12 protein-coding genes are annotated in these 13,065 nt (G+C 71.0%); 6 read left to right on the top strand and 6 right to left on the bottom strand.

From position 1 onward, the window contains the following. Positions 1-91 precede the first annotated feature (91 nt). Positions 92-808 carry a methyltransferase domain-containing protein gene (locus IPN03_07185; protein ID MBK9373510.1) on the top strand — a complete coding sequence of 239 codons (717 nt, stop codon included), beginning with the start codon at positions 92-94 and terminating at the stop codon, positions 806-808. A 35-nt stretch (positions 809-843) separates the two neighbouring features. Continuing rightward, on the top strand, positions 844-1,554 hold the full coding sequence (locus tag IPN03_07180; GenBank protein MBK9373509.1) for a class I SAM-dependent methyltransferase: 711 nt from the start codon (positions 844-846) through the stop codon (positions 1,552-1,554). Between the two features lie 44 nt (positions 1,555-1,598). On the opposite strand, the gene IPN03_07175 is transcribed toward IPN03_07180, so the two are convergent. Genes IPN03_07175 through dprA form a run of 3 tightly spaced genes read right to left on the bottom strand, consistent with a single transcriptional unit; the run spans position 1,599 to position 5,357 of the window. Beyond that, positions 1,599-2,744: a topoisomerase DNA-binding C4 zinc finger domain-containing protein gene (locus tag IPN03_07175; protein MBK9373508.1), complete on the bottom strand. Its 1,146-nt coding sequence runs from the start codon at positions 2,742-2,744 to the stop codon at positions 1,599-1,601. Continuing rightward, a complete protein-coding gene (gene topA, locus IPN03_07170; GenBank protein MBK9373507.1) occupies positions 2,741-4,216 on the bottom strand; it encodes a type I DNA topoisomerase in 1,476 nt (491 codons plus the stop codon). The genes IPN03_07175 and topA overlap by 4 nt, the downstream gene beginning before the upstream one ends. A gap of 25 nt (positions 4,217-4,241) precedes the next feature. Next, complete coding sequence (dprA, locus tag IPN03_07165) at positions 4,242-5,357, bottom strand: DNA-protecting protein DprA (GenBank protein MBK9373506.1); 1,116 nt, start codon at positions 5,355-5,357, stop codon at positions 4,242-4,244. Between the two features lie 51 nt (positions 5,358-5,408). Between dprA and IPN03_07160 the strand changes: the two genes are divergently transcribed. The 4 genes from IPN03_07160 to IPN03_07145 all read left to right on the top strand — a co-directional run bounded on the left by IPN03_07160 (position 5,409) and on the right by IPN03_07145 (position 10,186). Continuing rightward, complete coding sequence (locus IPN03_07160; protein ID MBK9373505.1) at positions 5,409-5,795, top strand: tetratricopeptide repeat protein; 387 nt, start codon at positions 5,409-5,411, stop codon at positions 5,793-5,795. Continuing rightward, the gene (locus IPN03_07155; GenBank protein ID MBK9373504.1) at positions 5,792-6,496 is read left to right on the top strand and encodes a hypothetical protein; all 705 of its coding nucleotides are present in this window, start codon (positions 5,792-5,794) and stop codon (positions 6,494-6,496) included. Before IPN03_07160 ends, IPN03_07155 begins: the two co-directional genes overlap by 4 nt. Next, entirely contained in the window at positions 6,483-9,356 is a 2,874-nt protein-coding gene (locus tag IPN03_07150; protein ID MBK9373503.1) for a PD40 domain-containing protein, read from the top strand. The genes IPN03_07155 and IPN03_07150 overlap by 14 nt, the downstream gene beginning before the upstream one ends. Positions 9,357-9,424: 68 nt before the next feature. Next, the gene (locus IPN03_07145; GenBank protein ID MBK9373502.1) at positions 9,425-10,186 is read left to right on the top strand and encodes a 3',5'-cyclic-nucleotide phosphodiesterase; all 762 of its coding nucleotides are present in this window, start codon (positions 9,425-9,427) and stop codon (positions 10,184-10,186) included. 196 nt (positions 10,187-10,382) lie between these two features. Here IPN03_07145 and IPN03_07140 read toward each other — a convergent pair whose 3' ends face one another. From IPN03_07140 to pdxS, 3 genes are read right to left on the bottom strand one after another with little or no spacing between them, the layout of a single operon-like run. Then, positions 10,383-11,519, bottom strand: a complete 1,137-nt coding sequence (locus IPN03_07140) for a hypothetical protein (protein MBK9373501.1) — start codon at positions 11,517-11,519, stop codon at positions 10,383-10,385. Between the two features lie 10 nt (positions 11,520-11,529). Continuing rightward, positions 11,530-12,144 (bottom strand): pyridoxal 5'-phosphate synthase glutaminase subunit PdxT, encoded by a 615-nt coding sequence (pdxT, locus tag IPN03_07135; protein ID MBK9373500.1) that lies wholly within the window; start codon positions 12,142-12,144, stop codon positions 11,530-11,532. A 2-nt stretch (positions 12,145-12,146) separates the two neighbouring features. Continuing rightward, positions 12,147-13,058 (bottom strand): pyridoxal 5'-phosphate synthase lyase subunit PdxS, encoded by a 912-nt coding sequence (gene pdxS / locus IPN03_07130; GenBank protein MBK9373499.1) that lies wholly within the window; start codon positions 13,056-13,058, stop codon positions 12,147-12,149. Positions 13,059-13,065: the final 7 nt, after the last annotated feature.

The following is a 13,065-nucleotide window of genomic DNA, read 5'->3' as shown; positions in this document are numbered from 1 at the left end:
GGGACGCTGATTGTAGGGAACACCCCCTCCCGCGCGTCCGTGACGCCGGGCACCGGCCGGGCGCCTTCCCTGCGGCCGGTAGACTCGCCCCGTGACGTTCGAGCGGGATCTCTACGACGCCGAGTACTGGAAGGGCCTTCACCCGCACCACTGGTTCAAGAACCCGCCGCGCAAGTACGCCGAGCGCGACCGGGACGTCCTGCGCGTCGTCGCGCCCCTCCCGGCGGACCTCGTCCTCGAGCTCGGGTCGGCCCGCGGCGACGTCACGTTCCTTCTCGCCCGGCACGCACGGGAGGTCGTCGGCGTCGACGCCGCCCCCGAGGCGATCGCGATGGCCGAGGCGGCGCGCGCGCGGCTCGGGATCGCGAACGTGCGCTGGCTCGAAGCCGACGTCGCCGACCTGGCACCGGTCGCCGACGGGAGCGTCGACGCGGTGGCCGCGATCGATCTCGTCGAGCACATCGACGACCCGACGCTCGCGGCGATGCTGTGCGAGTGCCGGCGGGTCCTGCGGCCGGGCGGGCGCCTCGGGATCTACACCCCCGACCGGGCCCACTACGTGGAGCGGATGAAGGCGCACGACTTCGTCCTGAAGCAGTTTCCGCAGCACATCGCCGTCCGGCGCGTCGCCGCGTACCGCCGTTTCCTCGCCGAGGCCGGCTTCGCCGTCGACCTCGAGACCTGGAGCGTCTCGCCCTTTCCGGTCGTGCGCTGGATCGAGAAGGCGCTCTCGCCCCTGCCGCTCGTCGGGCCGACGTTCCGCTACCGGATCCTGATCCGGGCCGTCCGCCGCGGGGAGCCCTCCTGAGTCGCACCCCACGCCCGGGACGTACCATGCCGCCGATGCCGCCCCGTCCCGATTTCGCCCCGAATGCCGAGGTCTACGACGAGGCCTACTACACCGCCATGTACCGGCCGCACTGGCTCCTGCGCAACGCCCGCAAGTACCGCGAGCGCGACGCGGCGCTCCTGCGGGCCGTGCGGCCCCACGCCGGCCTGCGCCTCCTCGAGGTCGGATCGGCCCGCGGCGACACGGCGTTCTTCTTCGCGCCCCTCGTCGCCGAGGTCGTCGGCATCGACGCGGCCGGGACCGCCGTCGCGGTCGCGCGGGCCGCCGCCGAAGCCCGGGGACTCGCGAACGTCCGCTTCGAGGCGGCCGACGCCCGGGACCTCTCCCCGTTCGGCGACCGGTCGTTCGACGCCGTCCTCCTCGCCGACTTCGTCGAGCACGTCACCGACGAGGTCCTCCGCCCCTGCCTCGCCGAGGCGTGGCGCGTCCTTCGTCCCGGGGGCGCCCTCGGCATCTACACCCCGAACCGCGACCACTGGGCCGAACGGATCAAGGCCGCCGTCCCCGGCCTGCAGCAGGAGGACCACATCGCGGTCCGCCCGTCCGCCGAAGTCGTCCGGCTCGTCTCGGGGGCGGGCTTCGCCGTCGAGGATCTCTTCTTCTCCGCGAGCCCTTACCCGTTCCTCGGCGCCGTCGACCGGCGCTTTCCGCAGGCCGGGTTCTGCCGCTTCCGGACCGTCCTGCGCGCCCTTCGCCCGGCCTGATCCGGCCACGGGAGGAGAAGGGGGCCCGACCGGGCCCCCCTCTGTCAGCTCTTCCGGGCCCGCTTCGCGGCGGGCTTCTTCTTCTCCGTGGCCGCCGTCGCCGCAGCCGCTGCGGCGTCCGGCACCTTCGAAACGAAGGCGTACGCGTCGAGGTCGGCGGCCGGCGCGTCGAATTCGCACCCCTCCTTCTCGCAGACGTAGAAGGCTCCCGCCTTCCGGTCCCGCACGAGGAGGTAGGGAGCCGCGCACAGCGGGCAGGCCTTCGGCACCGGGCGCGCGCGGAAGTTCTTCGGGCAGGAAGGGTAGTTCGAGCAGCCGTAGAACGGCCCGAACCGTCCCTTGCGAACGAGGATCTCCCCGGTCCGGCACTCCGGGCAGGCGACGGTCGTGGAGATGACCGGCTTGGCCGGCCGGTAGCGGCAGGCGGGGTAGTTCGTGCAGCCGACGTAGTCGCCGAAGCGGCCGTGCTTCGTGGCGAGGTCGTGGTCGCAGAGCGGGCACTTCTCGCCGGTCGGGCGGTCGGGGCGCGCCTCGGCCTTCCCGTTCGCCACCTTGACGGCGACCGTGCTGCGGCAGTTCGGGTAGGCCGTGCAGCCGAGGAAGGACGATCCGTCGCGCCCCGACCGCAGCTTCATCGGGCTCCCGCACTCCTCGCACGTCTGCCCTTCCAGCTCGGTGGCGTCGACCGCGTCCTCCTCGGGCTCCGGCATGTCGACGGTGAAGTCGCACTCGGGATAGCCGGCGCAGGCCACGAAGAGGCCGTTCTTGCCCATCCGCAGGCGCAGCTCGTGGCCGCTCTTCGGACACGTCTCCCCGAGTCCCTCCGGGAGCGGGACGTCGGGCAGGTGCTTCTTCACGTCGGCGAACGGAAGGCCGGCCTTCACCGACACCATCTTCTTCAGCGCCAGGTCGCGGTCCTTCCGGAAGCGGGTGTCGAACTCCGAGACCGCCTTGCGCCAGTCGAGCTTTCCTTCCTCGACCTCGTCGAGCTCCTCCTCCATCCGGGCCGTGTACTCGGTCTGGAAGAAGTCGTCGAAGCCCTCCTTCATCAGGTCGACGACGAGGCGCCCGAGGAGCGTGGGGAGGAAGCGGCGGTCCTTCTTCCTCACGTACTCGCGGTCCTCGATCTTCCGGATGATCTCGGCGTAGGTGGACGGGCGGCCGATGCCGTTCTCCTCGAGGAACTTCACGAGCGACGCTTCGTTGAACCGCGGCGGGGGCTGCGTCTCGTGGTCCTCGACCGCGGCCTCGGCGAGCCGCAGGACGTTCCCCTCCGCGAGCTGCGGGAGGCGGACCTTCCCTTCGTCGGCGTCGCCGTTTCCGTTGCCGTCCCTTCGGCGTCCTCGGTCTCGGAGACCTGGCCGTAGACGCGGAGCCAGCCCGCGTCCTTCAGGACGGAGCCGCTGGCGCGCAGGCCGGCGACGTCGGCGCGCCCGTCGCGGACGGCCTCGATCTCGACGGTCGTCACGTCGGAGACGGACGGCGCCATCTGGGAGGCGACGAAGCGGTTCCAGATGAGCCGGTAGAGCTTCAGCTCGTCGGCCGAGACGTCGCCTGCGACCGCCTCGGGCGGCAGGTCCATCATCGTCGGGCGGATCGCCTCGTGGGCGTCCTGGGCGTCCTTCTTCTGCTTGAAGCGGCGGGGCTCTGCGGGGAGGGCCTCGGCCCCGAAGGTCGCGCCGATGTAGGAGCGCACCGCGCCGAGCGCCTCCTCGGAGACCCGCGTCGAGTCGGTCCTCATGTAGGTGATGAGACCGACCGAGCCGCGCCCCGAGATCGTCTTGCCCTCGTAGAGCCGCTGGGCCACCTGCATCGTCCGGCGGACCGTGTAGCCGAGCGAACGCGCCGCCCCCTGCTGGAGCTTGGAGGTCGTGAAGGGCGGGACCGGGTTCGTCCGCTTCTCGCGCGCCTCGACGGAGACGACCGTCAGCGCGGAGGCCCGCAGGTGCTCGAGGACCTCCTCGGCCGCCGCGTGGGTCGCAAGGCGCGGATCGGTGCCGTCGAACTTCAGCTTCTCGCCGCGCCAGGTGACGGTGCGGGCAGGGAAGAGGGCGTCTCCCTTCGCGAGCTGCACCGGCACGGAGAAGTACGGCACGGGGCGGAAGCGCTCCCGCTCCGCCTCGCGCTCCACGACGATCCGCAGCGCCACCGTCTGGACGCGCCCCGCCGAGAGGCCCCGCCAGACCTTCTTCCAGAGGAGGTCGGAGACCTCGTAGCCGACGAGCCGGTCGATGATCCGGCGCGCCTGCTGCGCGGCGACCCGGTTCGTGTCGATCGTCCCCGGGCTCGCGATCGCCTTCTGGATCGCGGTCTTCGTGATCTCGTGGAACTCGGCGCGGTGGAATCTCGCCGCGGGCGCCGAGGGGCGCAGGAGCTCCTCGAGGTGCCAGCAGATCGCCTCTCCCTCGCGGTCGGGGTCGCCCGCGAGGTAGATGTCGTCGGCGGCCTTCGCGTGCCTCTTCAGGTCGGCGATCGTCTTCTGCTTGCCGGGAAGGACCTCGTACGTCGGCTCGTAGCCGGCTTCCCGGTCGACCGAGATTCCCTTGCGCGGGAGGTCGCGGACGTGCCCGTAGCAGGCGAGGACGGAGAAGTCCTTCCCGAGGAACTTCCCGAGGGTGGCGGCTTTCGCCGGGGATTCGACGATGACGAGAGACTTCGACATGCGGCCGGTTACGATGCCACGGTTGTCAAGTCCGGGCCCCCCTCCTGGCGAAATGGGCGCCCGGGAGCGCCTCGGCGAGCCCCTCCAGCTCGAGAAGGACGAGGGCGGCCGAGAGGCGCGCGGCGGAGAGGCCGGTCGCCGCGGAGAGCGCGTCGGCGTCGCGCGGCTCGGCCGCGTCGAGGGCGAGAAGGACGCGCGCCGCGTCGGGGTCGTCGGGCGTCCCGAGGCCGACCCCGTCCTGGGACGGCCCGCCCGGGCGGAGGCGGAGGAGGTCCTCGTCGGGGAGCTCCCGGAGGACGTCGTCCGCGTCGCGGACGAGGATCGCTCCGTCTTTCAGGAGGGCGTTCGACCCGGAGGCGTGGTCCCCGATCACGGGCCCCGGAACCGCCGCGACGTCGCGGCCCGCCTCGGCTGCGCACCGCGCCGTGATGAGCGAGCCGCTCTTGAGCGCCGCTTCGACGACGACGACGATCCGGACGCAGCCGGCGATGATCCGGTTGCGGACCGGGAAGTGCCACGCCTCGGGGGGCGTTCCGGGGGGCAGCTCCGAGAGCAGGGCTCCCCCCTCGAGCATCCGCGCCCGGAGCCTGTCGTGGGCGGCGGGGTAGGAAACGTCGACCCCGCAGCCGAGAACGCCCCACGTCTCCCCACCTTCGTCGAGCGCCGCGGCGTGGGCGGCCGCGTCGATCCCGTGGGCGAATCCCGATACGACCGTGACCCCGGCCCGCGCCAGGCCCGCAGCGACGAGCCGGGCCGCCTCGAGCCCGTTGCGGGTCGCGCGCCGGGACCCGACGAGGCCGACTGCGGGCCGGTCGCCGAGCGGCCGGCCTCGCGCGAAGAGGAACGGAGGCGGATCGGGCGCCTCCCTGAGAAGAGCCGGGTACTCGGGATCGCAGATCGTGACGACGCGCGCGCCGCATCTCTCGAGGCGCCCGCGGTGCGCGTCGAGCCCCGGAGCCGGCGAGCGGTCGAGGAGCGGCACGACCTCCACGACGTCGGCCCCCGCGAGCGCGGCCGCCTCCCCGGGAGGACGCTCGAGCGCCGATTCCGGCGAGCCCGCGGCGACGAGGAGCCTCGAGAGGACGCGGGCCTGCGCTCCGCGGACGCGGAGGCTCCACGAGAGGACGATGTCGGAGGGCATCCGCTGGGATCGCATCTTGCGTAGGGAGCGCTGACTATAATGCCGCCCTCCGTGAGACACCGTCGCCGCGCCCCCGCCCTGGGCTTCGTCCTCTCGATCGCCGTGTCGTTTTCCGGCTGCGCCTCCAGCCCGGAGGCCACCACCCAGGCCGCCGACCAGAAGACCTACGGCGCCAGGATGGCGCAGCGAGGCTTCTGGAGGGAGGCCCTCTTCCGGTTCGAACGGGCGGCCCGGCTCGCGCCGGACGACCCCGAGATCCTGAACAACCTCGCGGTCGCCTGCGAGGCGACGGGCGAGACGGCCCGGGCGCTCGCCGCCTACAAGAAGGCTCTCGAGCTCCGTCCCGACGACTCCCGCATCAAGCGCAATTACGCGCGCTTCGCCGAGTACTACACCTCCCTGCAGCGGGCCTCCGGCCCCACGACGACACCGAAGTGAGACGCCCCGCCGCTTTCCTCGCCGCCCTCGTCCTCCTCTCGGCCCCCGGCCGCCCGCTCCTGGCCGGCGGCGAAGAAGTGAAGCTGAAGCTGCCCCTGCGCCCGAAGCTCGCCGTGACGGGGCGCGAGCGGATCTCGCTCGCTCCCTTCCTCGTCGCCTCGAAGCTCTCGGAGCGCAAGGAGTCGACGCGGGTCAAGGACCTCGACCTCGACGCCGAGTTCCGCCGCTACCTCGGCAAGCAGATCGGCCGGCGGACGAAGATGGCCGTCGTCACGATGCCCGCCGACGTGAAGCTCCCCTCGACCGAGCTGAAAGCCCTCGGCGAGGCGACGGAGTTCTGGCGGGAGCTCGGCTCGCGTGTCGGCGCCGAGGTCCTCCTCTCGGGGATCGTCGACTTCCGGGTGGAGGACAAGTCGGGCTACAAGTCCGAGGAGTACACGAGCAACCTCGACGGGAGGACCTACTACCGGCAGGTCTTCGTCGAGTCGACCGGCTTCACCTTCGAGGTGACCGTCCTGGCCTTCGACGGGCGGACCGGGGCGAAGCTCTACCAGGAGACGTTCAAGGACCAGAAGGAGAAGTCGCGGCGCGCCGCAGACGAGATGGTGGGTCTCTTCGAGAACCTCTTCTCGCTCGAGAACCAGCTGCTCGGCCTCTTCGTCGTCAGGGAAAGGGAGGCCAACCGCTATGTCTTCGATTAGGCGGCGCGCCTTCCGGCTCGCTCTTCCCGCCGCCCTCGCGGCCCTGTCCCTCGTCCCGGCGCCGCTCCGCGCCCAGGGGCAGAACAAGGTCGTCTACGACAAGTTCGACTGGAAGATCTACTCCTCGACCCACTTCCGGATCTACCACTACGGCCGGGGCGAGGCCTCCCTGCAGAAGGTCACCTCGATGGCCGAGTCGGCCTACGACGACCTGTCGCGCCGCCTCAACTACCAGGTCCCGAAGCCGATTCCCCTTCTCTTCTACGTCACGCACGCCGAGTTCGAGCAGAACAACATCATCATGAACTTCATCCCGGAAGGCGTCGGCGCGTTCGCCGAGCCGGCGCGCAACCGGATGGTGCTGCCGATCGACCTCCCCGACGAGAAGCTCCAGAACCTCATCGCCCACGAGCTGACGCACATCTTCCAGTACGAGATCCTGTTCGGAGGGCGGCTCTCCCGGGCGATCACGTCGAACATCCCGACGTGGTTCATGGAGGGGATGGCCTCCTACTTCGCGGACGACGAGGACGAGAAGGACCGGATGTTCATCCGCGACGCGGTGAACTCCGACCAGATCCCACCGATCACGCGCGTCAACATCAACGGCTACCCCGCCTACCGCTTCGGCCACGCCTTCTTCGACTTCATCGAGGCCGAGTGGGGCAAGGACGCCGTCCGCGAGCTCGTCTTCGAGTTCCGCTCCTTCCTCGGGAAGGACATCGCCGTGGCCCTGAAGAGGACCTTCGAGATCGATCCCGACGACTTCGACCTCAAGTTCCGGCGCTACCTGCGGCGCAAGTACCTCCCTCTGCTGGCCGTGAAGGGAGAGGCCTCCGAGTACGGCGAGCGGTTCCGCGTCGGGGCCTGGGAGCGCCCCTCCTACGAGGTCGGGGCCGCGCCCTCCCCGTCGGGCGACTTCGTCGCGACACTCACGACCTACAAGGAGGACGTCGACATCGCCCTCCTCTCGACGAAGACCCGCAAGCTCTGGAAGAACCTCTCTCCCGGGCGGACGACGAAGTACGAGTACATCTCGGCCCAGTTCCTGACGCAGGGGCCCGAGGGCGGTCGCGACCTCTCCTTCGCCCCCGACGGCGACAGGATCGCCGTCTTCGCCCGGCGCGAGCGAGGCCGCCAGCTCTTCATCTTCTCGGCCCGCGGCGGCGGCATCATCGAGAGGATCCCCGTGGCGCCCGACATGCCCCTGTCGCCGGCCTTCTCGCCCGACGGCCGTTCGGTCGTCTTCACGGGCATCTCCGGGACCTCGCGCGACATCTTCCTCCTCGACCTCGCGTCGAAGGAAGCGCGCAACCTGACGGCCGACGATGGGTACGACACCGCGCCCGTCTTCTCTCCCGACGGCAAGTTCATCTACCACACGAAGGTCGTCGCCGGCCTCCACAAGATCGTCCGCTTCCCGCTGGAGGACCCCTCGCGGATCGAGCAGATCACGTGGGGCGAAGGGAACGACGACGACGCGGCCTTCTCGCCCGACGGCTCGCGCCTCTACTTCGCCTCGTCCCGTGGCGGCGTCTTCAACGTCTACGGCCAGGACCTCGCCACCGGCGACCTCGTCCAGTACACGGACGTCATCGGAGCGGCCCTCGGGCCGGCCGCCTACACGGGGCCCGACGGGCAGGAGAAGGTCATCTTCTCCGGCTACCAGGCCGGCCGGTTCCAGCTCTACGTGGCCGACGCGAAGAAGCCGTTCCGGCGGCTCGAGGAGAAGGCCCTCCCGCCCGCGCCGATCGTGAGGGACGCGGCGGCCGAGTTCATCCCGGCCATCGAGGTCTCGATCGACCCCGAGAAGATCGAGAAGAGCAAGTTCAAGCTCTTCATCGACGACGTCGGCGCCTACGCCGGGATCAACACCGACGGAACCTTCGTCTCCTCCGCCCGGTTCAGCTTCTCCGATTACCTCGGTGACCGGCGCGCCGTCCTCATCTGGGACACGCTGGCCGGCTACTCGAACATCAACGCCCTCTACTTCAACCTCAAACGGCGCCACCAGTGGGGCGTCCAGCTCTACGACCAGCGGACCTACTTCCTCGGCCTGAACTCGGCCGGCGAGGTCGTGTCGGACCGCCGGTTCAGCCGGGAGACCGGCGCCAGCGTCCTGGGCGTCTACCCCTTCTCGCGCTACGCCCGCGTCGAGGGGACGTTCGGCTTCATCTCGCGCTCGATCGACGCGGCCTACATCATCACGAACGACGACGGCACGCAGGGACAGGTCTTCCTGCCCCGCGAGGACAACACGATCCAGGCCGGCGTCGGCTTCGGCTACGACGGCACCCGTTTCAAGTCGTTCGGCCCGCACGGCGGACAGGCGCTCTCGGCCGACTACCGGTACCTGCCGGACTTCCAGGACGGGGGAACGCTCACGTCGGACCTCGCCGTCACGGCGAGGGCCTACGTCCCGATCTCACGCCGGACGAACTTCGCGTTCCGCTTCTTCGGCGCCAGGTCCACCGGCGCGGTTCCCACGGTCTACGCGTTCGGCGGCCTCGACACGCTGCGTGGGTACGACTACCGGACGCTCATCGGCAATCGCATCGCCTATCTCAACACCGAGTTCCGCTTCCCGCTCATCGACGTCCTGATGACCGGCTTCGGCCTCAACTTCGGCGGCGTGCGGGGGCGGCTCTTCTTCGACATCGGCGGCGCCTGGCTCGAGGGCCAGGACTTCACGTGGGCCGAGAGCGGGCGCCTCGTGGATGCGCGGGCCTCCTACGGAGCCGGATTCACGACCTACTTCCTCGGGATCCCCTGGAACGTCGACTTCGCCCGCCCGACGGACCTGAAGAAGTCGCTCTCGGGCTGGCAGACGACCTTCTACATCGGACCCGCTTCCTTCTGAGCGCTGCGGCCGGAAAAGGGGTGACGGAAGTCACCCCGGACCGGCCCGCCGCGGCCTAGAATCCCAGCGTGAGAGTCCGCGTTCTCGGAGCGTACGGCGGCTCCACGCCGTGGCATCGGCAGACCTCGTTCCTCCTCGACGGGACGGTGTCTCTCGATGCGGGCGCCCTGACGCAGTCGCTGACGCTCGAGGAGCAGTCGCGGGTGCGGTCCATCATCGTGACGCACTCGCACCTCGACCACATCGCCTCGCTTCCGTTCCTCGTCGAGAACGTCTTCGGGCGGACCGCGGGGCCGATCGAGGTGATCGGCCCGAAAGACGTCACCGCGCTCCTCCAGGACCACCTCTTCAACGACGCCATCTGGCCCGACTTCACACGGATTCCGACGCACTTCCTCCCCGCCGTGACGTTCCGGGTCATCGAGGCCGGGGTGCCGTTCCGCGTGAACGGTCTCCAGGCGCTCGCCGTCCCCGTGTCGCACGTCGTTCCGACCTACGGCTACCTCCTCTGGGACGACCACGCCTGCGTCGTCTTCTCGAGCGACACCGGCCCCACCGAGGCCATCTGGGCCGAGGTGCGCCGCCGGGCGGACCTGAAGGCGATCTTCGTCGAGTGCTCCTTCCCCGACTCGATGTCCGAGATCGCCGAGGTCGCCAAGCACCTGACCCCTGCCACGCTCCACCAGGAAATGCGGAAGTTCCCCGCGGGGGTCCCGGTGCACCTCTACCACATGAAGCCGCCGACGCTCCCGCAGCTGCGGGCCGACGTGGCGGCGCTCTCGGACCCGCGCATCCGGCTGCTGGACGACGGGGACGAGCTGGAGTTCTGACGGCGTAATGGATCGGGGGGACCGCGGCCCTGCGGGCCAGCGGCCGGTCCCCCCGAACCCCCTCCGCGCCGGTTCTCCTTTTTCGGTCTCCACCTGATTCGCCCTGCGGGCCAGCGGCCGGTCCCCCCGAACCCCCTCCGCGCCGGCTCTCCCTTTTCGGTCTCCACCTCACTGGCCCTGCGGGCCTGTGGCCGGCTCAGCCTTGGGTGGCGCGACCGTCCAGCGCGAGGAGCTCGCTCGCGAGCTCGAAGACGAGGCGGCGGCGGGTCCCTTCGGAGAGGCCGTGCGGCGGGACCGGGTCGCGCAGGGTGGCCTGGATCCGCAGGCGCGTTCCGGAGGGACGCGGCTCCAGCCTCCACCTTCGCAACCGGAAGAGTGCGAGAGGCCCTTCGGCCTCGACGGCGACTCCTTCCGGGAGGAGCGTGATCCGCTCCCTGCGCAGGAGCGTCCCCCCTTCGACGAGCGTCCGGTCGAAGCCGTCCCTCCGAACCGAAAGGTCCGTCACGGTCCAGCCCTCCGGAAGGAGGGCCGCGTGGATCGCGGGATCGGCGAGCAGGGTCTGCAGGCGCGGCAGCGCCGCCGTCGACGCGTGGTAGACCGAAAGCGTCGGCTCGGGGACCGACGGTTCCGCCGGGCCTGACCGCGCGAGCTCCGGAATCGGAGGACCGAAGAGCGCCTCGAGGCCCTCGCCGGCCGAAGCGGGAAACGGTATCCGGAGCCGGCTCCAGGCGTCGGAGACCTCCAGTGCACCGCTCCGCCAGCGGAGCAGGCGATCCTCCAGCAGGCGGAAGAGCTGTCCGGGCCCGGCCTCTCGGACCGGCTCCCGGCCGCGGTCGCCGCTGGCCGGCCCCTCGCCCGGCTCGATCTGGTAGAGGCTCCGTTCGTCCCCGCGCGTCTCGAGCGACACCTCCAGGCGCTCGTTGCCGCCGGCCCGTACAGAGAGGGCCCCGTAGCCGGTCGACACGGGCTCGTCGCGCGAATCGAGAGAAAGCGGTGCCGGGAGGGGAAACGCCGGATCGAGGAGGACCCGGCGGGCGTGCGCGAGGAGAACCGTGTGGCGCTCGCCCGCCGGACCGCGAGCCAGAGCCTCCTCGACGGAGAAGCCCGCCGCCGAGGCGAGGGCCGCGAAGACCCGAACGCGGGACCCGCCGCAGCAGCCCGCCCCGTCCTCGAGCCACGAGGTGAGGATTCCGGCGGGCCCCAGGTCCGGCTGCGCCCGGCGCAGCGGGACCTGGGCCTGGAACCTCACGAAGAGGTCTGCGAGGAGACGCGGCTCGGGGAGCGTGCCGTGCGGGTGGCCGAGCGCTTCCAGCGCATCCTCGACGGCGCTCACGTCGGCGCTCTCAGGCGGCGCGGGGGGGCAGCGCCGTCGCGAGAGTGGAGGCGAAAGTGGAGGCGAAAGCCAGGCGGTGGACGCGCGGGTCGGCCCCGAGCTCGGGGTGAAAGGTCGCCGCGACGACGTTCCCCTGCCGGACGAGAACCGGGTCGCCGCCGCGGCGCGCGAGAACCTCGACGTGCGGCCCGAGGTCGGCGAGCCTCGGCGCGCGGATGAAGACGGCCTCCAGCGGTTCGGTGCCGAACGCCTCCCGGTCCAGGTCGGTGAGCGTCACGACGGCCGAGTCGAGCTGTCGCCCGTAGGCATTCCGCACGGCCGTCGCGTCGAGGAGGCCGAGCCCGTCGCGGGCCGGACCTTCGATCCGGCGCGCCGCGAGGATCACTCCGGCGCAGGTGGCGAAGACAGGATCGCCCCGCTGCGCGACCTCGACGATCGCCGCTGCGACGCCCGTCCCCTCCATCAGCTTCCACATCGTCGTCGACTCGCCCCCCGGCAGGACGAGGCCCGCGCTGCCCCGGACCTCGTCCGCCGTCCGGACCGGGCGGGCCGGCACGCCGAGGCGCGCGAGCGCCGCCGCGTGCGCCTCGAAGTCGCCCTGAAGGGCGAGGACGCCGACGATCATCGTCACCAGCCCCGCGTCTGCAGGAGCTCCGCCTCGACGAGCTTGGCCGCCTCGATCCCCTTCATCCCCTCGCCGAGGTTCTCGGACGCCTTGGCGACGCGGGCCGGATCGTCCCAGTGGGTCGTCGCCTCGACGATGGCGCGCGCGCGCAGGGCCGGGTCGTCCGACTTGAAGATGCCGGACCCGACGAAGACCGCCTCCGCACCGAGGATCCGGCAGAGGGCCGCGTCGGCCGGCGTCGCGATGCCGCCTGCGGCGAAGTTCGGGACCGGGAGGCGGCCGTTGGCGGCGACCCAGACGACGAGCTCGAACGGCGCCCCGAGCTGCTTGGCCGCGGCCATCCACTCGTCGCGGGAGAGGAGCGTCAGCGACTTCATCTGCCGTGTCACCTCGCGCAGGTGCTTCACGGCGTGCACGATGTCGCCGGTTCCCGCCTCGCCCTTCGTCCGGATCATCGCGGCGCCTTCGCCGATCCGCCGGAGCGCTTCGCCGAGGTTCCGGCAGCCGCAGACGAACGGGACCTTGTAGTCGTGCTTGTAGACGTGGTTCTCTTCGTCCGCAGGCGTCAGGACCTCGCTCTCGTCGATGAAGTCGACCTCGAGCGACTCGAGCACCCGCGCCTCGGCGAGGTGGCCGATGCGGCACTTCGCCATGACCGGGATCGAGACCGCCTCCTGGATCTCGCGGATCTTGGCGACGGGGGACATCCGCGCCACGCCGCCGTCGCGGCGGATGTCGGACGGGACGCGTTCGAGCGCCATGACCGCGCAGGCGCCGGCGTCCTCGGCGACCTTCGCCTGCTCGGCGTTGACGACGTCCATGATGACGCCCCCCTTGAGCATCTCGGCGAGACCGACCTTGACGCGGAACGCATCGGACGTGAACGGGGAGGAGAAGACGGGGCTGCTGCTCATGGCTCTT

The organism is Holophagales bacterium (genome assembly GCA_016719485.1).
Lineage (GTDB): Bacteria > Acidobacteriota > Thermoanaerobaculia > UBA5066 > UBA5066 > UBA5066.
This window is presented reverse-complemented; position numbering and strand designations above follow the sequence as displayed.